18 protein-coding genes and 3 tRNA genes are annotated in these 21,164 nt (G+C 65.8%); 13 read left to right on the forward strand and 8 right to left on the reverse strand.

Annotated features, from left to right (window positions below; translation table 11 throughout):
* Window positions 1-418: 418 nt before the first annotated feature.
* The 3 genes from PGB34_RS13920 to PGB34_RS13930 all read right to left on the reverse strand — a co-directional run bounded on the left by PGB34_RS13920 (window position 419) and on the right by PGB34_RS13930 (window position 4,247).
* Window positions 419-958 (reverse strand): hypothetical protein, encoded by a 540-nt coding sequence (locus PGB34_RS13920; RefSeq protein WP_271428688.1) that lies wholly within the window; start codon window positions 956-958, stop codon window positions 419-421.
* Window positions 959-1,016: 58 nt separating this feature from the next.
* The gene (locus PGB34_RS13925; RefSeq protein WP_271428689.1) at window positions 1,017-2,468 is read right to left on the reverse strand and encodes a hypothetical protein; all 1,452 of its coding nucleotides are present in this window, start codon (window positions 2,466-2,468) and stop codon (window positions 1,017-1,019) included.
* Window positions 2,469-2,762: 294 nt separating this feature from the next.
* Window positions 2,763-4,247: an ABC transporter permease/substrate-binding protein gene (locus PGB34_RS13930; protein WP_271428690.1), complete on the reverse strand. Its 1,485-nt coding sequence runs from the start codon at window positions 4,245-4,247 to the stop codon at window positions 2,763-2,765.
* Between the two features lie 275 nt (window positions 4,248-4,522).
* On the opposite strand from PGB34_RS13930, the gene PGB34_RS13935 reads away from it, so the two are divergent.
* The 3 genes from PGB34_RS13935 to ispF all read left to right on the forward strand — a co-directional run bounded on the left by PGB34_RS13935 (window position 4,523) and on the right by ispF (window position 6,951).
* A complete protein-coding gene (locus PGB34_RS13935) occupies window positions 4,523-5,572 on the forward strand; it encodes an ROK family protein (RefSeq protein WP_271428691.1) in 1,050 nt (349 codons plus the stop codon).
* 89 nt (window positions 5,573-5,661) lie between these two features.
* Complete coding sequence (gene ispD, locus PGB34_RS13940) at window positions 5,662-6,408, forward strand: 2-C-methyl-D-erythritol 4-phosphate cytidylyltransferase (RefSeq protein ID WP_271428692.1); 747 nt, start codon at window positions 5,662-5,664, stop codon at window positions 6,406-6,408.
* Window positions 6,409-6,435: 27 nt separating this feature from the next.
* On the forward strand, window positions 6,436-6,951 hold the full coding sequence (gene ispF / locus PGB34_RS13945; RefSeq protein ID WP_271428693.1) for a 2-C-methyl-D-erythritol 2,4-cyclodiphosphate synthase: 516 nt from the start codon (window positions 6,436-6,438) through the stop codon (window positions 6,949-6,951).
* 55 nt (window positions 6,952-7,006) lie between these two features.
* Here ispF and PGB34_RS13950 read toward each other — a convergent pair whose 3' ends face one another.
* Together PGB34_RS13950 and ompR are read right to left on the reverse strand one after the other, a co-directional pair.
* Window positions 7,007-8,470, reverse strand: coding sequence for a sensor histidine kinase (locus PGB34_RS13950; RefSeq protein WP_271428862.1), 1,464 nt, complete (start codon window positions 8,468-8,470; stop codon window positions 7,007-7,009).
* Window positions 8,471-8,540: 70 nt separating this feature from the next.
* Window positions 8,541-9,272 (reverse strand): osmolarity response regulator transcription factor OmpR, encoded by a 732-nt coding sequence (ompR, locus tag PGB34_RS13955; protein WP_225784712.1) that lies wholly within the window; start codon window positions 9,270-9,272, stop codon window positions 8,541-8,543.
* A 216-nt stretch (window positions 9,273-9,488) separates the two neighbouring features.
* On the opposite strand from ompR, the gene PGB34_RS13960 reads away from it, so the two are divergent.
* Together PGB34_RS13960 and PGB34_RS13965 are read left to right on the forward strand one after the other, a co-directional pair.
* A complete protein-coding gene (locus tag PGB34_RS13960; RefSeq protein WP_271428694.1) occupies window positions 9,489-9,809 on the forward strand; it encodes a hypothetical protein in 321 nt (106 codons plus the stop codon).
* A gap of 162 nt (window positions 9,810-9,971) precedes the next feature.
* Entirely contained in the window at window positions 9,972-10,640 is a 669-nt protein-coding gene (locus tag PGB34_RS13965) for an SIMPL domain-containing protein (RefSeq protein WP_408647902.1), read from the forward strand.
* A 59-nt stretch (window positions 10,641-10,699) separates the two neighbouring features.
* Here the strand turns inward: PGB34_RS13965 and PGB34_RS13970 are convergent, their stop codons facing one another.
* The gene (locus PGB34_RS13970) at window positions 10,700-11,470 is read right to left on the reverse strand and encodes a 3-hydroxybutyrate dehydrogenase (RefSeq protein ID WP_271428696.1); all 771 of its coding nucleotides are present in this window, start codon (window positions 11,468-11,470) and stop codon (window positions 10,700-10,702) included.
* A gap of 66 nt (window positions 11,471-11,536) precedes the next feature.
* On the opposite strand from PGB34_RS13970, the gene PGB34_RS13975 reads away from it, so the two are divergent.
* The 6 genes from PGB34_RS13975 to rimO all read left to right on the forward strand — a co-directional run bounded on the left by PGB34_RS13975 (window position 11,537) and on the right by rimO (window position 17,454).
* Window positions 11,537-12,496, forward strand: a complete 960-nt coding sequence (locus PGB34_RS13975; RefSeq protein ID WP_271428697.1) for an alpha/beta fold hydrolase — start codon at window positions 11,537-11,539, stop codon at window positions 12,494-12,496.
* A 22-nt stretch (window positions 12,497-12,518) separates the two neighbouring features.
* On the forward strand, window positions 12,519-14,714 hold the full coding sequence (locus PGB34_RS13980) for a RelA/SpoT family protein (protein WP_408647893.1): 2,196 nt from the start codon (window positions 12,519-12,521) through the stop codon (window positions 14,712-14,714).
* 45 nt (window positions 14,715-14,759) lie between these two features.
* A tRNA-Val gene (locus PGB34_RS13985) sits at window positions 14,760-14,836 on the forward strand.
* 164 nt (window positions 14,837-15,000) lie between these two features.
* Complete coding sequence (locus PGB34_RS13990; RefSeq protein WP_271428698.1) at window positions 15,001-15,384, forward strand: hypothetical protein; 384 nt, start codon at window positions 15,001-15,003, stop codon at window positions 15,382-15,384.
* Window positions 15,385-15,472: 88 nt separating this feature from the next.
* Window positions 15,473-16,006: a polyhydroxyalkanoate synthesis repressor PhaR gene (gene phaR, locus PGB34_RS13995; protein WP_271428699.1), complete on the forward strand. Its 534-nt coding sequence runs from the start codon at window positions 15,473-15,475 to the stop codon at window positions 16,004-16,006.
* 59 nt (window positions 16,007-16,065) lie between these two features.
* The gene (gene rimO, locus PGB34_RS14000) at window positions 16,066-17,454 is read left to right on the forward strand and encodes a 30S ribosomal protein S12 methylthiotransferase RimO (protein ID WP_271428864.1); all 1,389 of its coding nucleotides are present in this window, start codon (window positions 16,066-16,068) and stop codon (window positions 17,452-17,454) included.
* Between the two features lie 129 nt (window positions 17,455-17,583).
* Here rimO and PGB34_RS14005 read toward each other — a convergent pair.
* Together PGB34_RS14005 and PGB34_RS14010 are read right to left on the reverse strand one after the other, a co-directional pair.
* Window positions 17,584-17,668 (reverse strand) — tRNA-Leu (locus tag PGB34_RS14005).
* Between the two features lie 227 nt (window positions 17,669-17,895).
* A tRNA-Leu gene (locus PGB34_RS14010) sits at window positions 17,896-17,980 on the reverse strand.
* Window positions 17,981-18,074: 94 nt separating this feature from the next.
* Between PGB34_RS14010 and rnr the strand changes: the two genes are divergently transcribed.
* Together rnr and PGB34_RS14020 are read left to right on the forward strand one after the other, a co-directional pair.
* The gene (gene rnr, locus PGB34_RS14015; RefSeq protein ID WP_271428865.1) at window positions 18,075-20,330 is read left to right on the forward strand and encodes a ribonuclease R; all 2,256 of its coding nucleotides are present in this window, start codon (window positions 18,075-18,077) and stop codon (window positions 20,328-20,330) included.
* 35 nt (window positions 20,331-20,365) lie between these two features.
* Complete coding sequence (locus PGB34_RS14020; RefSeq protein WP_271428700.1) at window positions 20,366-21,130, forward strand: SDR family oxidoreductase; 765 nt, start codon at window positions 20,366-20,368, stop codon at window positions 21,128-21,130.
* Window positions 21,131-21,164 lie beyond the last annotated feature (34 nt).

The raw sequence follows: 21,164 nt of genomic DNA on the forward strand, positions 1-21,164 counted from the left end.
TGGCAAGGGGGACTGGTGAGCGTCGTCATAGCTCTGGAGGACACAGTGCTTCGCGACGGTTGCTCTCGTGGTAGGGAGCCACATAGTTGCTGTTGGCCGACAGCAGCTGTTCGCGGACGGGTCGTGGGCGACTGCTTCAGACTGGTTGGAGACGTTCGGCTTGTGAAGGCGAATGTCAGCGATGTCCGAATGCTTCCGACGGCAGTGCCCGCAAACGAATGGCTGGTCCCGGCGGCAGCGGCCCGTCGGCCCCCTTGGGGCTCGTGCGGAGTGTTATCGAGCTGATGACCCGATAGCGTAGAGATCAACGCCATAGATGCTTCCTGGAAGAGGCGCTGGCGAGAATCAGAGCTGGCAACTTTTCGGCGACTACAGGACCGCCTATCGGGCCTCTGGGCAGCAAAGACGCCATGGTCGCTCACCCCGTGAACGGCAGTTCGTGCACCATCTTGTCCAGCCGCTCTGCGAACAACCTGCGGCGCGGCTCATCGCCCTTGATGTCTTGCAAGGTCGCCGCGATGCCACGGGCAAACGCGTCTACCAGCCCGCGAATTGAAACTATGACGAGATGCTCGATGTCAGCCTTCTCGGCGATCTCAGGAAGGAACTCGTCGCCGTAGCCAATCTGGCGCTTGACCTTACCCTCTTTGTGAAGTTCAGCCTCGCTGCTGTAGGTATGCACCAGTGCGCACCGCGCGGCGTAGAGCTCGATGCCTGGCAGCGTTAGCGTCGGGTTTTTATCGGCGTCCCGAAACTGAAGGTACTTCTCTGCCCAGGCTACGAAGTCGGCCCGGGTCACCTTGTTCTTGCCATCTGGCATCGTTAGGTGCGACATGGCGTCGATGCCGCTGTACACGAGGATCAGCGTGGCCCTATACGACTTGCGGTCCCACGCGTCATTGACGTCCTTGACGATGCCGTTGAGGAGGACGTTGTAGAGAGAATCGTCGGCGGTCATATGGCCTCCAAGCGTCGCGTCAATCCTGGGGCTAGCGCCGGCTAGACTATCTGGCCGGTCAGGCATTCGACGCCGACGGCTTGTTGTCACGCCCCGCGTCGATGAGTACGATGTCCTCTCGGTCTTTCAGCTTCAACTCCCGCAGGATGCCGGTGACCTTCTCGAGCTCGCGGTCCGAGAAGTACATGATGACCTTGATGGACTTCTCGGTCTGGCTGGCCTTGGCGTAAACCTCTACCTGCTTCTCCAGGTTGCGCCGCAGGCTCGAGTTACTAGCCAGCTTGAACTCTACCAAGCTTGCGTTCTGCTTGCCCTTCGAGACCTTGTAGTCGACTGGGCCGCGCCCGTTGTTTACCTCTGCGTTCACGTCGAAGGCGGTTGCGTACCACGTCAGCCGAAACATCGTGTGTAGGTCGCTCTCGCGCTTCACCGGCTTGCCGTCCACGTAGAACACTCGGTAGCCGTCGTTGTCCTCGATGACGTGCTTCAGGTACTTCGCTCGTTGCAGCGCTTCCTCGTAGGAATCGCCGCGCTCGTAGAACTCCGTGCCGATCAGGTGCTTCAGCACCAGCTCCCGGATGTTCTCCACGAACTGTGCGTGCGTCTGCTGGACCTTCGCGGTACTGACAGCGTGCGCCTCCGCGGCGTGGTCCTCCTTCCACTTGATGTAGTAGTCGATGAGGTCCGTGAATTGCTCGATGGTACGCAGCGCCGCGGCCTTACGTTCCTCCTGCGTCGATCGCTCGCTGATTTGGCGAAGGAAGTGGTCGTTGACCTGAGCACGAAGCGCTTCGTCTGGGAGCGAGAGCCGCAGCTGAAAGAACTGGCTGACCATGTCTCCCTGATTAATCCACGCCTCGTCGCGGGTCAGCATCTCGCACGGCGTGAGGATGACGTAGTCGCCGGCGTGCCAAGGCAGCATGAAGTGCCCCGATTGCCAGCGTCGCGTCTCGTAGTTAAAGGCGACGCGCTCGATGTGCACACGCTTGAGTTGGCCGGGCTGCAGGTGCGCTGCCGCAAAGTCCTCGGTGTACTTCAGCAAGTAGCCCTTGATGAGATTCGTCGTGAAGTCGCTGAGGTGGTCGCGGCCTACACCGCCGCTCAACAGGCCTAGCTTTTCGAGGTGCGAGCTGCGGGTCAGAGTCTCGTCACCGAAGTTGCGAAACACCCGCTTGAAGTTGCGCGCGAGCGCCTCGGCGAAGTGCTTGCCCAGTCCGGTGCCGCTGTTTCCCTGCCGACTGAAGCCCAGCCAATTCTGCTTGACCTCACGAAAGAAGAGCCACTGAGAAATGGCGCCTTCGGTGAGCTCGTCGGCCTGGGCTCTGTCGCGCACGAAAACGAGATACTTGATGATGTCGTCGTGAAGCTCGCGGTACTCCGGACGCTCGCTGTCGAATAGCAGGAATGGGTCGACAAACAGCGGCAGGTCATTGACCAGCGCGATGTTGAAAGCGCCGTAGGTGTCCACAACCTCAGGCTCGACACCGAACACGTCGGAGAAGTAAATCATCCTGTCATGCCTCCTGTAGCCTCACTCGCGCGCGTCGAGCGTGCTGGTCTTGTGCATTAGTGACAGCACACATTGTTACGCATACGGGCGTCACCAGCGGCCTATAGCACTCGCGCAGTTGGTTGGTCCGAGCGACCGCTTAGTGACAGTCAGCGTGAGTTGGAGCAGCGGGGGCGACGGACCGCACCCGCTGCGAAGCGAACCTTCGCCTTGGCTCTGTGCGCCACCAATGTGCACGCAACTGCCATTCCTCACCGCCAAGCCCTGCTTGCCCAAAAGTTGCCTTGCCCTTGCTCAACCTCGCCAGCGCCGCATCAGCATCTCCAGCCCCTCGAACAGCAGTTCGCTCAACAAGGCCAGCGCAGCCGCAGGCACCGCACCCGCCATCAACAGCGCGCGGTCGTTGAGTGCCAGGCCCGTGACGATGCGCTCGCCAAAGCCACCCGCGCCGATGAAGGCCGCGATGGTTGCGGTGCCAATCGCGATGGTGGTGGCCGTGCGGATGCCCGCGATCAAGGTGGGCAGCGCCAGCGGCAGTTGCACCAGCCACAGGTTTTGCGCGCCGCTCAGGCCCAGCGCCTGGCCGGCCTGCTTCACGCCCGCAGGCACTTCGGCCAGGCCCGTGACTGCGTTGCGCATGATGGGCAGCAGCGAATAGAGCGTGAGCGCGATCAGCGCCGGCAGCGTGCCGATGGCGCCCAGCAGCGAGATGAGCACGGCCAGCAGCGCCAGCGAAGGCACGGTCTGCAGCAGCCCGGTGGCACCGAGCACGACGGCGCGCAGCCGCAGGTGCGTGAACACCGCAATCGCCAGCGGCAGGCCGATCAGCGTCGCCAGGCCGACCGACACGAAGACCAGCATCAGGTGCTGGCGTGCCAGGCGCGCGAGGTCCGGGCCCAGCAGCTTGGCCACGAAGCCCCTGGCTTCCTGCTTGTTTGAAGCGGTGGGCGTCTTGCCCGTAAGAAATTCACGCGCGATGGTGGCGAAGTCGGTGCCCTGCAGTTCGGCCCGCGCATTCATGCCGATCATCGCGCGCTCGTCGATGCGGCCTTCCAGTTGCTGCAGCGCGGCCCAGGCCTGCGGCAGGCGCTGCGGCACATCGAGCCGGTACAAAAGCATCGCGTCGTAGCGCGGGAAGTGGCCCAGGTCATCCTGCAGCACCACCAGGCCCAGGTGGTCGATCTTCGCGTCGGTGGTGTAGATGTCGATCACGTCCACCTGGCCGGCACCGATCGCCTCGTAGGCGATGCCGTGGTCCAGCCCCGTGGGCGATTGCTTGAGCCCGTAGCGCTGAGCCACGCCGCGCCAGCCGTCGGCGCGGCCGATGAATTCGTTGCTCAGGCCCAGCTTCAGTTCGGGGTGCCGGGCCAGGTCGCTCAGCGAGCGGATGCCCAATTGCTGCGCACGCTCGGCGCGCATGGCAAAAGCGTAGCCGTCGTTGAAGCCCAGCGGCACGGCCACGCCCAGGCCCAGCGGCTGCAGCCCGGCCTGCATGGCCTGCAGCGACAGGGGCTGGGGGCTCTTGAGGATTTCCAGCGCGATGGTGCCGGTGTATTCGACGTACAGGTCGATGCTGCCGCTTCTGAGGGCTTCGTACACGACGGCGGTGTTGCCCAGGCCCTGGCGAAGTTCGGGCCGTTGGCGCAGATGCGGCGCGGCGGTCTGCGCCAGCACTTCGGCCAGGATGTACGACTCTGTGAAACGCTTGGAGCCGATGCGCAGCGCCTGTTCGTCGCTTGCGCGCGCGCCGGGGCTGGCCAGCATCAGCAACAAGGCCATGAGGCCGATCAAGCCGATCAGGCAGCTCGGGGGGCGGGTCAGGCGTGGGCGCCGCATGCAGGCAGTGTAGGCGGCGCCCGCACGCCAGCAGAGATTGCGCGGCCGCTGGCACGGCGTCGGCCTACGGGCACGGGACTGGGCTGCGGGCATGCTGCAAGCCTATGCCCACGCCCGCACCGTCTTCCAGAAAAACGCCCCGCAAGACTGCCGACCAGGCCCCGACAAAGAAGGCGCGCCCCCGGACGCGCCCGCCGCACGCGCCCAGCATCGTGGGCATGCACCACGGAGCCCTGAAGCTGGAGATGCTGGAGATCGCGGGCTACAACCTGGAAGTGGCCGATGGCGAAGGCTTCATCGGCGACCGCGCCAGCCAGACCGCTTTTCGGGCGCTGCTCGACCAATGGCGGCGCCGCTACCGCAGCAAGGGCCTGGCCGATCCGCTGGGCAAGCGGCCTTCATCCGCATTGGGCAAGAAGGTGCTGGACCGGGCCATCGGCGCTGAGCGCGCTTCGCCCGCGGCCGACATCGTGCACGGCGTGATCGAGGAGTTCGCCGTCGAGCTGGCGCAGGTGATCCAGCGTTTCATGCGCCAGAAAAGCTGGAGCGGCGTGCAGCGCATCGTGATCGGTGGCGGCTTTCCTGAAAGCGATGTGGGCGAACGCGCCATCCTGCAGGCCGCGGCGCTGTGCGAGGCCGCGGAGCTGCCCGTGCATCTGGCACGGCTGAGCCACCACGTGGACGACGGCGGACTCATCGGCTGGGTGCATCTGGCGCCGGCAGGGCTGGCCGAGCACTACGACGCGCTGCTGGCCATCGACCTTGGCGGCACCAACGCGCGCTGCGGCATCGTGAGCTTCAGGCGCAACAAGGCCGCGGACTTCTCGCGCGCCCGCGTGGAACGACGTGTGAAGTGGCGCCACGCCGACGACGACCCCAGCCGGACGGGGCTGGTGCAGGGCCTGGCGACACTGCTGGAGGAGCAGATCGCCTGGGCCGCGAGGAAGAAGCTCAGGCTGGCGCCCTTCGTGGGCATTGCCTGCCCGGGCCTGATCCGCGCCGACGGCAGCATCGCGCGGGGCGCGCAGAACCTGCCCGGCAACTGGGCCGCCGACAGCTTCCATCTGCCCACGGCACTGCGCGAGGCGTTGCCCGTGATCGACGGGCATGCGACGCAGGTGCTGATGCACAACGATGCAGTGGTGCAGGGCCTGAGCGAAGTGCCGCGCATGCGCGACGTCAAGCGCTGGGCCGTGCTGACCATCGGCACGGGGCTGGGCAACGCCAGCTACGTCAACCGCCGCGTGGCACGCGAAGCGGCGGCGTGACGCCGGGGCAGGGCGCGCAGGGGCACTCCTAGAATGGCGCCCCCGAACGCTCGCGGCACCGGCCCCGCGGGCGCCTTGCCTGCCTCATCGTGTCCACATCCCACCCCCGTCTTCATGTGCTGATTCCCGCCGCGGGCGTGGGCTTGCGGGCCGGTGGCGCAGGGCCCAAGCAGTACCAGCTGCTCGATGGACAGCCCCTTGTGGCGCACACCCTGGCCGCCTTCGCGGCGGTGCGTGTGCCGCTGGCGAGCATCGCGCTCGTGGTGGCTTTGGACGATACGCATGTGGCGCAGGCCCTGCCGGGCTTTCCCGCACTGGCAAGCGCAGATGCGCCCGAGCAGTGCCTGCTGCGCGTGGGCGGCGCCACGCGCGCGGCCACGGTGCAGGCCGGCCTGCAGGCCCTGCAGGCGCGCGGCGCACAGCCGCAGGATTGGGTGCTGGTGCATGACGCCGCACGCTGCCTGGTCACACCGGCGCAGATCGAGGCCTTGATCGCGGCCTGCGAGGACGATGCCGTGGGTGGCCTGCTGGCGCTGCCCCTGCCCGACACCCTGAAGGCATCCGATGGCGAAGGCCGCGTCGCCGCCACGCTGTCGCGCGAAGGCAAGTGGCTGGCGCAGACGCCGCAGATGTTCAGGCTGGGCGTGCTGGACCAGGCCCTGGCGCAATGCGAGCGCAGGGGCGTGGGCGTGACCGACGAGGCCAGCGCCATCGAGGCGCAGGGCTTCAAGCCGCGGCTGGTGCCCGGCAGCGCCCAGAATTTCAAGATCACCTATCCCGACGACTTCGCCCTTGCGCAAGCGGTGCTGCAGGCCCGCTCGCGTGCCTCGTCCTGAGCCCTGAGTTTTTTTGAGCAGCGCACCATGTCTTCCTCCCCGTCGCCGTCTTCCTCCGCCGCTCCTTTTTCCATCCGCGTGGGGGAGGGCTGGGACGTTCACCAGCTGGCCGCCGGGCGCAAGCTGATCCTTGGCGGCATCGAGGTGCCGCACAGCATGGGTCTGCTGGGCCATTCCGATGCAGACGTGCTGCTGCATGCGATCACCGACGCCCTGCTGGGGGCTGCGGCGCTCGGCGACATCGGCCGGCATTTCCCTGACACCGACCCGCAGTTCCGCGGCGCCGATTCCATCGTGCTGCTGGCCGAGGCGGCACGGCGCGTGCGGGCCCAGGGCTGGCAGATCGGCAACGTGGACAGCACCGTCATCGCGCAGGCGCCCAAGCTCGCGCCACACATCCCGGCCATGTGCGCGCGCATCGCGCAGGCGCTGGCGCTGGAGTTGGGGCAGGTCAACGTGAAGGCCAAGACGGCCGAGAAGCTGGGGCCGGTGGGCGAGGGGCGGGCCATGGAGGCCCGCGCCATCGCGCTGCTGCATCGCTGAAAACAAAGCCTGATGCCCGGCCTGGCCGCGGGGGGCGGGCAGGGCAGGGCTCTGGTCAGCCCATGGCCTGCGAGCGGTCGCGGCCGTGGTGCGGCGGCTCGTCGTCCGGCGCCAGCCCCTGGGCATCCACCGCGGGCTCGGGCTGGATGTCGGGCGCGCGCTGCAGCCGGATGTGTGCCGCAAAACCCCGGCCCGGCGTGCTGGTGAGGGCGAAAGTGCCGCCCATGCGCTCCACGTTCTTGGCCACGATGGACAGACCCAGCCCTGCACCGGCGGCCGAGGTGCGGGCCACGTCACCGCGGAAGAAGGGCTTGGTCAGCTGCGACAGGGTGGCAGGGGGAACGCCGGGGCCATGGTCGCGGACCTTGATGAGCACCGCATCGCCCTGCGCATGCGCCTGGATGCTGAGCTCGGCCTGGTCAGTGCCCGGCGTGCGACCGTAGCGGCGCGCGTTCTCCAGCAGGTTAGAGATCACGCGGGTCAGCTCCACCTCGTCGGCCAGCACGGCCACCGAGTCGGGCATGTCTACCGTGATCGCCATGTCGTCGTGGTCCTGCACGGCATAGGTGCAGGCGTCCACCACTTCCAGCAGGCGGATGGGCCGCAGCTTCACGTGGTCGGGACGGGCGTAATCCAGGAACTTGTCGATGATCGCGTCCAGCTGCTGGATGTCGGCCGCCATGTGCGCCCGCGCGTCCTCGTCGGCCACGCTCATCTCGGTTTCCAGGCGCAGGCGTGCCAGCGGCGTGCGCAGGTCATGCGAGATGCCGGCCAGCATCACCGCGCGGTCCTGCTCGATCTTGGCCAACTGGTCGGCCATGCGGTTGAAGCCGATGTTCACGGCCCGGATCTCGTTGGTGCGCGCATGCTCGTCGAGCCGGTGCGCTTCGTACTCGCCTTCGCGCACCTGCGTGGTGGCGCGCGAGAGCTGCTTGAGCGGCCGGTTGATGAAGCGCGTGATGACGGCCGAGCCGGCCAGCGAGAGCAGGATGGCCGTGATCAGCCAGGTCAGCCAGGTGCGCCCGCCCACGCGCGAGAAGCGCGTCGGGTCCAGCAGCAGCCAGTAGTTGTCGCTGTCGATGGTGAAGCCGATCCACAGGCCCGCCTCGTCATTGACCTGGCTGGCGATGGTCGTGCCTTCGCCCAGGCGGTCGATCAGTTCCTCGGTCACGCGCTGGTCCAGCGTGCCGCTGGTGTAGGCGTCGAAGCGGTCGCCGGGCTCGCGCGGCAGGATGCGCACGCCTTCCTGGTCGGCCAGGGTCTTGATGAGCGACACCCGCGTGATGGCGTCCGAATACACCAGCGCCGCGCGCGTGAGGTTGACCAGCGAGGCAATCTGATGCGCCGTCTGCACGGCGCGGGGTTCGTCCTCGAAGGCGCGGAAGGTCTGCAGCCAGCCGTAGATGCACACCAGCAGCAGCAGGGCCAGCAGGAAGAAGGTTCGCCAGAACAGGCTGAAACCCACGCGCAGCCGCCCGCCGCGGCGCGAGCCGGCAAAGGATTCAAGCGGACTTGCCAGCGTGACGGAGCCGGCCTCCTCGAGCGGACTGGGCTGCGTCGCGTGGCGTGAAGCGGCGGCGTTCACTCGCTCAGGCCGTACCGTCCGGTACGAAAACATAGCCCACGCCCCAGACCGTCTGGATGTAGCGCGGCGCCGCGGCGTCTGATTCGATCAGCTTGCGCAGGCGCGAAACCTGCACGTCCAGGCTGCGGTCGAAGGGCTCGAATTCGCGCCCGCGTGCCAGCTGCGCGAGCTTCTCGCGGGACAGCGGCTGGCGCGGATGGCGCACCAGCGCCTTGAGCATCGCGAACTCGCCGGTGGTCAGCGACAGCTCCTCGCCGTCCTTCTTCAGCGTGCGCGAGCCCAGGTCGAATTCGAAGGGGCCGAAGCTCACCGTCTCGTTCTCGGTGGAGGGTGCGCCGGGGGCCTCCTGCGGCGGGCGGCGGCGCAGCACTGCATGCACGCGGGCCAGCAGTTCACGGGGGTTGAAGGGCTTTCCGAGGTAGTCGTCGGCGCCGACTTCCAGACCCACGATGCGGTCCACGTCCTCGCCCTTGGCGGTGAGCATGATGATGGGCGTGCGGTCGTTGGCGGCGCGCAGTCGGCGGCAGATCGACAGGCCGTCTTCGCCCGGCATCATGAGGTCGAGCACGATCAGGTCGACCGTGTCGCGCAGCAGGATGCGGTTGAGCGCCTTGCCGTCTTCGGCCACGATCACTTCGAAGCCTTCCTGGGTCAGGTAGCGGCGCAGCAGGTCGCGGATTCGTGCGTCGTCATCAACGATCACGATCTTGTCGGTACGGGCAGGTGTTTGTGTCATTGGCGGGCGAAGTGAGCGATGAATTTGTAACAGGCCGGATTCTGAGGCCGCCAGAACCCGATTCGCGGCAAATGCGCCTTTGTCTGACACTAAGTTACAGAACTTGCTCTCGCTCTCTCAAGGAAAAGCAGAACGACATGAAGCGGTGGCACAGTGCGGGCCGTGATGTCGAATCGTCGTGCTTCCCCCTCCCTGGTGCTGGCCATGTTGTTGGTCATGAGCGCCCTGACCGTGTCCGCTGGGGCGCAGGCCGCAGGCCAGCAAGGCGTGGCCTACAGGCAGGCGCCCACGCGCGAGCAGGTGCGCGAGGCCGTGATGGCCCACCGTGCCGCCGAGCACGAGCAGATCCAGCGCGACGAAGCGATGGCGGGGCGGCGGCTCACCGCGGCCGAGCGTTCTGAACTGCGCGCACAGCTGCGACACGAATGGGCGCAGCGAGCAGCCACCACGCCGGAGCCCGCGGCGCCCGCCACGGCGCACAAGAGCAGCTGGTCCTGGCGCGATATCCTGCCCTGGGGCCGCTCGTCGACGCCCTGAGGCGCGGTCTTCTTTCCAGAGCCGGAGTTCTCCGGCACACCGCCAGTTGTCATGGCCTGCAGGCTTCACCCATCACGGTGACGGCCTGGTCAACCCTTATCTTTTGAACGGAGAAACGCCTTGAATGCCTTGAAGCTCATCGTCGCAGGCGCAGCCCTTGCAATGGCCGGCTCGGCCCTTGCGCAGAACGTCATCACCGCTGCGCCCCAGAACGTGCTGCAGCTGTCTGCTCAAGGCACGGTGGAGGTGCAGCAAGACCTGCTGCAGATGACGCTGGTGGCCACGCGTGACGGGACGGAGGCTGCCACGGTCCAGTCGCAGCTGAAGGCGGCGCTGGACGCGGCGCTGCAGGAGGCCAAGAAGCAGGCCCAGGCTGGCCAGCTCGACGTGCGCACGGGCAATTTCAACCTGTCGCCGCGCTACACCCGCGAAGGCAAGATCAATGGCTGGCAAGGTCGCGCCGAGCTGGTGCTCGAGGGCCGCGACTTTGCGCGCATCACCCAGACCGCCGGCCGCATCACCCCGCTCAATGTCGAACACGTGGGCTTCGACTTGAGCCGGGAGCAGCGCCAGCGTTCGGCTTCCGAAGCGCAGAAGCTCGCGATCGACAGCTTCCGCCAGAAGGCGTCCGAACTGGCCCGGGGCTTTGGCTTTGCCGACTACGCCCTGCGCGAGGTCTCGGTCAACGACAGCCATGACGGCGGCGCCCGCCCGCCGCGGATGATGGCGGCGCAGGCCAAGTCCTTCTCGTCGGCCGACGCCCCGGTGCCCGTGGAAGCGGGCAAGGCCACGGTGGTGGTCACGGTGTCGGGGTCGGTGCAGCTGCGCTGAGCCGCTGAGCCCATGCACGGCGGCTGCCGTGCATGGCCTGACGAGGCGTTGCTTGCTATTTACTGCGCGGTCCAGCCGCCGTCCATGGCCCAGGCCACGCCGCGGACCTGGTCCGCGGCCGCCGAGCTCAGGAACACCGCCAGTGCGCCAAGCTGTTCGACGGTCGTGAACTGCAGCGAGGGCTGCTTTTCACCCAGCAGATCCTTGCTGGCCTGCGCCATGCTGATGCCTTCGCGGGCGGCGCGGTCATCGATCTGCTTTTGCACCAGCGGCGTCAGCACCCAGCCCGGGCAGATGGCATTGACCGTCACGCCCGTGGTCGCGGTTTCCAGCGCCACCGATTTGGTCAGGCCCACGATGCCATGCTTGGCAGCCACGTAGGCCGACTTCTGGGCCGATGCCACCAGGCCATGGGCCGAGGCGATGTTGATGATGCGGCCCCAGTTGGCCTCACGCATCGCCGGCAGCGCCAGGCGCGTGGTGTGGAAGGCGCTGGTCAGGTTGATGGCGATGATCGCGTCCCACTTCTCGACCGGGAAGTCCTCGACCTTGGCCACATGCTGGATGCCGGCGTTGTTGACCAGCACGTCCACGCGGCCAAAGGCTTCGGCGGCCGTCTGCATGAGGGCCTCGATCTGCTCCGGCTTGCTCATGTCCGCGCCGTGGTAGGCGGTCTTGACGCCCAGCGCCTCGATTTCGGCCTGCGCGGCCTTGGCGTCGCCAAAGCCGTTGAGCACGATGTTTGCGCCTTGCTGGGCCAACGCTTTCGCGATGCCCAGTCCGATGCCACTGGTCGAGCCCGTGACAAGCGCCGTTTTTCCTTTGAGCATGGTCACCTTACTCCGATGAATTAGGATGAGACACAACCATTATCAGCAGCCGCGAGCCCGTCTTTCATGACCGAACCCGTGCTTGATTTCGTCCACTGCCCAGATGCCCGCGGCGGCCATCGGATGGCTTTCTGGCAATGGGGCCCGGCGCAGGCGGCGCATGTGGTGCTGTGCGTGCACGGCCTCACGCGCCAGGGCCGCGACTTCGACGTGCTGGCCCGGCATCTGATTGCGCGCTCGAGCCAGCCGCTGCGGGTGATTTGCCCCGACGTGGTGGGACGTGGCCGCAGCGACTGGCTGGCCGATCCGATGGGCTACCAGGTGCCTCAGTACGCGAGCGACATGCTGGCCTTGCTCCATGCGCTGCATGCACGCCATCCCATTGCGCTGCTTGACCATGTGGGCACGAGCATGGGTGGGCTCATCGGCATGGCGCTGGCCGGGCATCGCGAGCTGCCCCTGCCGCAGCCCGTGCGAAGGCTGGTACTCAACGATGTGGGGCCGCAGATCGAAGCGTCTGCGCTGGCGCGCATCAGCGCCTATGTGGGCCAGGACATGGTCTTCGACAGCCTGGCTTCGGCCGCGGATGCCATGGCGGCCATCTCTACCGGCTTCGGTCCGCACACGCCGGAGCAATGGCTGGCGCTTAGCACACCGATGGTGGTGCCGGCCGCGGCACGCTCGGTCGATGGCCGGGCCCGGGTGGCCGGCGCGCCGGAAGCCGCACCTGCGCAAGGGCCCGTGCGGCTGCATTACGACCCGGCCATCGCGCAGCCCTTGCGGGCGATCACGCCTGAAGCGATGTCGCAGGCCGAGGCCGCGGTGTGGGCCTTGTATGAGGCCATCACCGCCCCCACCTTGCTGATCCGTGGCGCCGATTCCGATCTGCTGTCGCCGGCCACTGCGGCGGCCATGCGTGTGCGCGGGCCGCGGGCAAGCCTGATCGAATTCGAAGGCGTGGGTCATGCACCCACTTTCGTCACCCCTGAGCAGTGCGAGGCCGTGAGCGCCTTTCTGCTGATCTGAATACCAAGAAGTACAACAACCGGTGTCTGAAATCTCCGAACCCGCCTTTGCCGCCCATGCCCTGTCGGTGGCCACTGCCGCCGCGCCGGTCACCGACCGCATGCTGGAGAAGGCCCGGGCCTTTGCCGTGCCGCTGATCGCGGACGAAGTGCTGGACAGCGGCGAGAACACCCTGGCCCACGCCGATGCCGTGGCGGGCATCGTGGCTGCCATGGGCGGCTCCGAGGCCATGCAGGCAGCCAGCTACCTGGTCTACGCCTGCCATCACCTGAACCGGCCGCAGGAAGTCATCGCCAAGGCTTTTGGCCAGAACTTCGCGCTCCTGGCCGTGGAAACGACCAAGCTGATCCAGGTCCAGAAGCAGACGCGCCAGGCCCATTCGGGCGAAGGCGGGGGTGGGCAGACCGAAAGCGTGCGCCGCATGCTGCTGGCCTTCTCGCGCGACCTGCGCGTGGTGATGTTGCGCCTGGCCTCGCGCCTGCAGACGCTGCGCTATGCGGCGTCCGTGAGAAAGCCGGTGATCGAAAGCGTGGCCCGCGAGTCGCTGGAGGTGTTCGCGCCGCTGGCCAGCCGGCTGGGCATCTGGCAGGTCAAGTGGGAGCTGGAGGATCTGTCCTTCCGTTTCCTGGAGCCCGAGACCTACAAGCTGATCGCGCGCCTGCTCGACGAGAAGCGCATCGAGCGCGAGGAGTACGTGGCGCAGTTGCGCACGCAACTGGAATCGGAGCTGCAGACCCAGGGCATCCGCGCCACCGTGCAGGGGCGGCCCAAGAACATCTACAGCATCGTCAAGAAGATGCGCGGCAAGTCGCTGGACTTCGGCCAGGTCTTCGACATCCTGGCGCTGCGCGTGATCGTGCCTGATGTGAAGGACTGCTATGCGGTGCTGGCCTGGGTGCATTCGCACTTCCAGCCCATCGTCGAGGAGTTCGACGACTACATCGCCCGCCCCAAGGCTAACGGCTACCAGTCGCTGCACACCGTGGTGCGTGATGCGCAGAGCGGGCGGCCCGATCGGCCCATCGAGATCCAGATCCGCACCGAGGAGATGCACGACCATGCCGAACACGGCGTGGCCGCGCACTGGGCCTACAAGGAGGCCGGCCCGCGCGGCTACGCCGGCGTGTGGGCCGGCGGTGAATACGACGCCAAGATCGCCGTGCTGCGCCAGCTGCTGGCGTGGGAGCGCGATCTTTCGCACTCGCGCCAGGGGCAGGGCCTGTTCGAGGACCGCATCTACGTGCTGACGCCCGACGCCGCCATCGTCGAGTTGCCACAGGGCGCGACGGCGGTGGACTTTGCCTACACCGTGCATACGCAGCTCGGTCATCGATGCCGTGGCGCGCGCGTGGACGGCGCCATGCTGCCGCTGAACACGCCACTGCAGAACGGCCAAACCATCGAGATCATCGCGGCGAAGGAGGGCGGTCCTTCGCGGGACTGGCTCAACCAGGATCTGGGCTATCTGGCCAGCCATCGCGCACGCGCGAAGGTGCGGGCCTGGTTCAACGCGCAGGCCACGCACGAGACGGTGGCGCGCGGGCGTGAGGCGGTCGAAAAGCTGCTGCAGCGCGAAGGTCGCACCGCCGTGAAGCTGGATGATCTGGCCACGCAGCTGGGCTTTCGCTCGGCCGATCACCTGTTCGAAGTGGTGGGCAAGGACGAGTTTTCGCTGCGCAACATCGAAAACCTGCTGCGCCCGCAAGACGCGCCCAACCCGGCGCACGAAGCGCCTTTGATCCGCAAGCCGAGCAAGGATGCGTCCGGGCGCGGTGGGGTGCTGGTGGTGGGCGTTTCCTCGCTCATGACGCAATTGGCCAAGTGCTGCAGGCCGGCGCCGCCCGACGTGATCCGCGGTTTTGTCACGCGCGGCCACGGCGTGAGCATCCACCGCGCCGACTGCCGCAACTTCCGAACCATGGCGGCCCGCGAAGCCGAGCGCATCATCGATGTGGAATGGGGCCCTCAACGCGACAGCGGCGAAGCCGTGTATGCCGTGGAAGTGGCGGTGGAGGCTGCGGATCGCCAGGGCCTGCTGCGTGACATCTCCGAAGTGTTCGCGCGCGAGAAGATGAACGTCATTGGCGTGCAGACCCAGTCCGTGAAGGGCACGGCGTGGATGACCTTCACGGTGGAGATCGGGCACACGGGTCGCCTGGCGCAGGTGCTCGACACGGTCTCGGGCGTCACGGGTGTTCGCTCTGCGAGAAGGCGGTGAGAAAGCGTCAATTTCTCTGCTATCATTGCTGTCTCGAACAAATTCAGGCGCGTAGCTCAGCTGGTTAGAGCACCACCTTGACATGGTGGGGGTCGTTGGTTCGAGTCCAATCGCGCCTACCAACTAACCATTGGTAAAAAAGCCTTCCAGATCCTCGGTCTGGAAGGCTTTTTCTTTTGGCGGATGCGGCGATTTGCACGCCATGAAGCCGAACAGGGGATGGGGCTGGCCTGGGCTCTGTGGTACGTTCAGTGCTGGTAACGACTTTTTTCAGGAACTGGCACCCATGGGTCCCGACGACGAGGAAATGCGTGCGAAGGCAGCGGCCGGATCCGTGCATGAGCGCTGGGTGTCCGCGCTTGCGCAGCAGGCCCCTCTGGAGTTCGCGCGCGTGGTGTACGGACTGGGCGATTGCGCGCATGGCCGGCTCGATACGACAGTGGCCTTGGCGGTACGGCAGGCACAGGAGCAGGGCTCGCAAGTCACCCGTGAGCGGGCCGAGCAGCGGGCCCGTGCCTACTTGCCAGTCTTGGGGCGTGCGCACTGTCCGCGCTGCTGGGTGTTGCACGGCGCCAAGAATCTGCTGCAGATGACGCCGGCCAGAGCGGGTCATGGCCTCGAGACTGCACGCTGCGCCCATTGCGACGCCGAGTACGTGAATGCGCCCTGAATGCTCAGGGTAAACCTTGGCGCAGTGCAGCAATGCGCCTTCCTAGAATGATTTTCGTGACTGACCCCGCGTGTCGAGGAGTGTTGTAGTGCAGAGCAAAAAGGCCGCTTCCAAATCGCCGATTCGCGTGATCAAGAAGTATCCGAACCGCCGGCTCTACGACACCGACGCCTCTGCGTACATCACCCTGGCAGAGGTGAAGCAGCTCGTGATGGAGGGCGCTGCCTTCGTGGTGCGCGACGCCAAAAGCGGGGACGACCTGACACGCAGCATCCTGCTGCAGATCATTCTGGAAGAAGAGGCGGGCGGTGCGCCCATGTTCACCGAACAGGCCCTGGCCGGCATCATCCGCTTCTACGGGCATGCCATGCAGAGCGTGATGGGGCCTTACCTGGAGAAGAACATCCAGGCCATGGCAGAACTCCAGAGACACATGGCACAAAGCGCTCAGCCGCTGACGCCCGAGATGTGGGCCCAGTTCCTGACGATGCAATCGCCCATGCTCCAGGGGGCTCTGGGCAGTTATGCCGAGCAGTCCAAAACCATGTTCACGCAACTGCAGGAACAGATGCAGAAGAACACCGAACAGGTGTTGGGTGCTTTCGGCATCAAACGTCCCTGAATCGCGGCTTGCCGTCCATGCCGTGCACCGGGGCGCGGCGGAACTGGGACAATCGCGGGATGAGCGATGTAGCCACTCCCGAACGAAGCCAGGTCGTCCCACGCGTGGGCTTCGTCAGTCTTGGATGCCCCAAGGCCTTGACCGATTCCGAACTGATCCTGACGCAACTGAGCGCCGAGGGTTATCAGACTTCAAAGACTTTCGAAGGTGCCGATCTCGTGATCGTCAACACCTGCGGCTTCATCGATGACGCCGTGCGTGAAAGCCTGGACACCATCGGCGAGGCACTGGCCGAGAACGGCCGTGTGATCGTGACGGGTTGCCTGGGCGCCAAGTCAGGTGAAGACGGCGGCAACCTGGTGCGTCAGATGCACCCCAGCGTGCTGGCCGTGACCGGCCCGCATGCCACGCAGGAAGTGATGGATGCGGTGCATGCCAACCTGCCCAAGCCGCACGACCCCTTTGTGGACCTCGTGCCTCCCATGGGCATCAAACTGACGCCCAAGCACTATGCCTACTTGAAGATCAGCGAAGGGTGCAACCATCGCTGCACCTTCTGCATCATTCCGTCCATGCGCGGCGACCTGGTGTCCCGGCCGGTGGGCGACGTGCTGAAAGAGGCCAGGGCGCTGTTCGAGGGTGGGGTGAAGGAGCTTCTGGTGATCAGCCAGGACACCTCGGCCTATGGCGTGGACGTGAAGTACCGCATGGGCTTCTGGGATGGCAAGCCGGTCAAGACGCGCATGCTGGAGCTGGTTCGCACCTTGGGCGAGATTGCGGAGCCCTATGGGGCTTGGGTGCGTCTGCATTACGTCTACCCCTATCCGAGCGTGGACGAAGTGATCCCGCTGATGGCCGAGGGGCGGGTGCTGCCGTACCTGGATGTGCCGCTTCAACACAGTCATCCGGATGTGCTGCGTCGCATGAAGCGCCCTGCGAGTGGAGAGAAGAACCTCGAGCGCATTCTGCGTTGGCGCGAGCAGTGCCCCGAACTGGTGATCCGCAGCACTTTCATTGCCGGGTTCCCGGGCGAAACGGAAGCCGAGTTCGAGCATCTGCTGGACTTCATCCGTGAGGCAGGCATCGATCGTGCAGGATGCTTTGCCTACAGTCCCGTGGAGGGTGCCACTGCGAATGCGTTGCCGGGCATGCTGCCCGAGGCCGAGCGCGAAGCGCGTCGCGCCCGCTTCATGCAGGTGGCCGAGGCGGTCTCGACGGAGCGGCTCAAGCGCCGCATCGGTGCGCAGATGCAGGTATTGGTGGATTCGGCGCCGGCGCTGGGCCGCAAGGGTGGGGTGGGGCGCAGCTATGCCGATGCGCCGGAGATCGACGGCGTGGTGCGCCTCCTGCCGCCCGAGAAGATCAGCAAGCAACTGCGCGTGGGCGAGTTCACGCGTGTGCGCATCGTGGGCACCGAAGGCCACGATCTGGTGGCCGTGCCGATCTGAGGCCAGGAAGATATGGAGCGCTGTGGCCGGGAGGAAGGCTGCAGCGTCATCCTCATGCTGGCGGTGCAGCAAGCCCCACAAATGCGCAGACAAGAAAAAAGCCACCGGAAACCGGTGGCTTTTTCTTTATGGTGCCCAGGAGAGGACTCGAACCTCCACGATGTTACTCGCTAGTACCTGAAACTAGTGCGTCTACCAATTCCGCCACCTGGGCATGAAAAAAAGAGCTTGGTCTTTTCTTCTGTGTTTCAGCAAGCCTTAGATCATAGCACAGGAAAAATTGTCATCAACAAATTTTCTTGCGTTCAGAGCAATGTGCCTTTGACCGGGCCCTGCTTGCGTTCGCACGCGTTCTGTTCTGAAGTTCTGCTTCTGGGCGGCGAATGCCGCGTCGAGGCGTTAAAAAAGCCACCGCACATGCCGGTAGCTTTCTGTCTTGTTTGGTGCCCAGGAGAGGACTCGAACCTCCACGATGTTACTCGCTAGTACCTGAAACTAGTGCGTCTACCAATTCCGCCACCTGGGCCTCACACAACTGATCGACCGCTTGGTTTTTCAGTTATGTTCTGTGTTTCAGAACAGAAGGTGATCATATCAAAAGTTTGGCTCCCTCCGGCTCCCTGCTGGAAGAATTTGAAGGGACGGTCCTTGGTCATCGCGACGGTCACGGCTTCGTGCAGCGCGATGACGGTGAGGCCGACGTCTACCTGCCTCCCAACGAGATGCGAGCCGTCCTGCACAAGGACCGCGTCAAGGCGCGCGTGGTGCGCCTGGATCGGCGCGGTCGCCCGGAGGGCCGCGTGGTTGAAATCGTGGAGCGCCCTGAGCAGCCGCTGATCGGCCGGCTGCTGCATGAAGGCGGCATCTGGCTGGTGGCGCCGGAAGACAAGCGCTACGGTCAGGACGTGCTCATTCCCAAGGGGGCGACCGGCACGGCTAAGACAGGTCAGGTGGTGGTCGTGCAACTGACCGAGCCGCCCGCCCTTTACGGCCAGCCCGTGGGCCGCGTGACGGAGGTGCTCGGGGAGATTGACGATCCCGGCATGGAGATCGAGATCGCCGTGCGCAAGTACGGTGTGCCCCACGAATTTTCCGAGGCTTGCCTGCTTGAGGCGAGGGCCCTGCCCGACAAGGTGCGTGCTGCCGACAAGCGCAACCGCGTGGACCTCACGGACGTGCCCCTGGTCACGATCGATGGCGAGGATGCGCGCGACTTCGACGACGCCGTCTACTGCGAGCCCATGAAGATCGGCCGCGGCCGATCCGCCAAGAACGGCTGGCGCCTGCTGGTGGCCATCGCCGACGTCAGCGCCTACGTGAAGACCGGTTCGCCCATCGACATCGATGCCTACGACCGGGCCACCAGCGTGTACTTCCCGCGACGCGTCATTCCCATGCTGCCCGAGAAGCTGTCGAACGGCCTGTGCTCGCTGAACCCGGAAGTGGAGCGTCTGTGCATGGTCTGCGACATGGTGATCAGCGCGGCGGGCGACATCGAGGCCTATCAGTTCTATCCCGCCGTGATGTGGAGCCATGCGCGCTTCACGTACACCGAAGTCGCGGCCATTCTGGCGAACACGCGCGGCCCCGAGGCCGCCCGACGCAAGGAGCGTGTGCAGGATCTGCTGAACCTGGCAGACGTGTACCGCGCACTGCTGGGTCAGCGCGCCCGCCGCGGCGCGGTGGATTTCGAGACCACCGAAACGCAGATCGTGTGCGATGACGCCGGCCGCATCGAGAAGATCGTGCCGCGGGTGCGGACCGAGGCACACCGCCTGATCGAGGAGGCCATGCTGGCGGCCAATGTCTGCAGTGCGGACTTCATCGCGCAGGGCAAGCATCCGGGGCTGTTCCGCGTGCACGAGGGCCCCACGCCCGAGAAGAAAGAGATCCTGCGCAATTACCTGCGTGCGATGGGTGTGGGCATGTCCATCAGCGACGAGCCGCATCCCTCCGAGTTCCAGGCCATCGCCGAGGCGACGAAGGAGCGCCCGGACGCGCAGCAGATCCACACCATGCTGCTGCGCTCCATGCAGCAAGCCATCTACACGCCGATCAACAGCGGCCACTTCGGTCTGGCCTACGAGGCCTACACACACTTCACGAGCCCGATCCGGCGCTATCCGGACCTGCTCGTGCACCGCGTGATCAAGGCCATCCTGGGCAAGACGCGCTACCAGTTGCCCTTGCTGCCCACGCCCGGCGAGGCCCACGCCAAGCTGGCCAAGCGCCTGGCGGCGCGCGTGAAAGCGCCGACCGCGCGGCTGGCCAAACCCGCGGGCGGCACGCCCAAGGACATCCAGGGCTGGGAAGCAGCGGGATTGCATTGCAGCGCCAACGAACGTCGCGCCGACGAGGCCAGCCGCGACGTGGAAGCCTGGCTCAAGTGCAAGTACATGCGCGAGCATCTGGGCGAGGAGTACGGCGGCCTTGTGACGGCGGTGACCACCTTTGGCATCTTCGTGACGCTGGACGCCATGTATGTGGAGGGGCTGGTCCACATCACCGAGCTGGGCGGGGAGTACTTCAAGTTCGACGAGGCGCGCCAGGAGTTGCGCGGCGAGCGCACCGGCATCCGCTATGCCATTGGCAGCCGTGTGCGGGTGCAGGTGAGCCGTGTCGACCTGGATGGTCGCAAGATCGATTTCCGTCTGGTGCGCGATGGAGAGGAACTGGCAGCGCGAGCGCTGCGGGACAAGGGTATTGCGCCGCCTTCGGGTGTGCCGCTGAAGGCGTCGGACAAGAAGCGCCAGTCGCGCAGCAAGGCGCGCGATGCCGATGCCAAGCGCGCGGTGTCGCCGGTGCAGGCGCTCAAGGCTGCGGTCAAGACCGCTGCGGGCAAGATGCGCAACAAGAAGAAGGGGCCGCGCGCCTGAATTGCGCCGCGCCCGTTCCACAAAAGAAATTCACCATGACAGACAACAAGAAGACTTCCCGCGTTGCGATCGTGACGGGCGCCGGCACCGGCATTGGCCGCGCGGCCGCGCTGGCACTGCTGGCCGATGGCTGGACAGTGGCCCTGGCCGGTCGCCGGCTCGAGCCGCTGGAGGCGGTGGCCGATGAGTCCGGCGCCGGCGCGCGCGTTTTCGTCGTGCCCACCGACGTGGCCCACCAGCCTTCGGTGGCTTCACTCTTTGCCGCTGTGGTTGAGCGCTGCGGCCGGGTCGATCTGCTGTTCAACAATGCGGGCGTCAGCAATCCCCCCGGACCCTTCGAGGACTGGACCGCCGACCAGTGGAAGGGCGTGGTCGACATCAACCTCAACGGCATGTTCTATTGCCTGCAGCAGGCCTTTCGCACGATGAAGGCGCAGTCGCCGCGCGGTGGGCGCATCATCAACAACGGCTCCATTTCAGCGACCACGCCGCGGCCCAACTCGGAGGCCTATACGGCCACCAAGCATGCCGTGGAAGGCCTGACCAAGACGGCTTCGCTGGATGGCCGCAAGTGGGACATCGCAGTGGGCCAGATCGACGTGGGCAACGCCATGACCGAACTGGCCGCGCGCATGGCCAAGGGCGTGCCGCAAGCCAACGGCGAGATTGCCGTGGAACCCATGATGGACGTGAAGATCGTCGGCCAGTCCGTGCTCTACATGGCCAACCTGCCGCTGGAGGCCAATGTGCTCTTCCACACGGTGATGGCAACCAAGATGCCTTTCGTGGGCCGCGGGTAAGGGCAGCCCCCCTCGAGCGAAGCGGCCCTCGGAT

It is taken from the genome of Xenophilus arseniciresistens, from assembly GCF_028023875.1.
GTDB lineage: Bacteria > Pseudomonadota > Gammaproteobacteria > Burkholderiales > Burkholderiaceae_C > Xenophilus > Xenophilus arseniciresistens.

Coding starts and splice junctions, on each gene's coding strand:
- PGB34_RS13935 (WP_271428691.1), top strand. CDS start 4,523: ATGCACCACGGAGCCCTGAAGCTGGAGATGCTGGAGATCGCGGGCTAC.
- PGB34_RS14020 (WP_271428700.1), top strand. CDS start 20,366: ATGACAGACAACAAGAAGACTTCCCGCGTTGCGATCGTGACGGGCGCC.
- PGB34_RS13970 (WP_271428696.1), bottom strand. CDS start 11,470: ATGCTCAAAGGAAAAACGGCGCTTGTCACGGGCTCGACCAGTGGCATC.
- PGB34_RS13920 (WP_271428688.1), bottom strand. CDS start 958: ATGACCGCCGACGATTCTCTCTACAACGTCCTCCTCAACGGCATCGTC.
- ompR (WP_225784712.1), bottom strand. CDS start 9,272: ATGACACAAACACCTGCCCGTACCGACAAGATCGTGATCGTTGATGAC.
- PGB34_RS13925 (WP_271428689.1), bottom strand. CDS start 2,468: ATGATTTACTTCTCCGACGTGTTCGGTGTCGAGCCTGAGGTTGTGGAC.
- PGB34_RS13990 (WP_271428698.1), top strand. CDS start 15,001: ATGGGTCCCGACGACGAGGAAATGCGTGCGAAGGCAGCGGCCGGATCC.
- PGB34_RS13965 (WP_408647902.1), top strand. CDS start 9,972: ATGGCCGGCTCGGCCCTTGCGCAGAACGTCATCACCGCTGCGCCCCAG.
- PGB34_RS13975 (WP_271428697.1), top strand. CDS start 11,537: ATGACCGAACCCGTGCTTGATTTCGTCCACTGCCCAGATGCCCGCGGC.
- PGB34_RS13960 (WP_271428694.1), top strand. CDS start 9,489: ATGAGCGCCCTGACCGTGTCCGCTGGGGCGCAGGCCGCAGGCCAGCAA.
- PGB34_RS13930 (WP_271428690.1), bottom strand. CDS start 4,247: ATGGCCTTGTTGCTGATGCTGGCCAGCCCCGGCGCGCGCGCAAGCGAC.
- rimO (WP_271428864.1), top strand. CDS start 16,066: ATGAGCGATGTAGCCACTCCCGAACGAAGCCAGGTCGTCCCACGCGTG.
- ispF (WP_271428693.1), top strand. CDS start 6,436: ATGTCTTCCTCCCCGTCGCCGTCTTCCTCCGCCGCTCCTTTTTCCATC.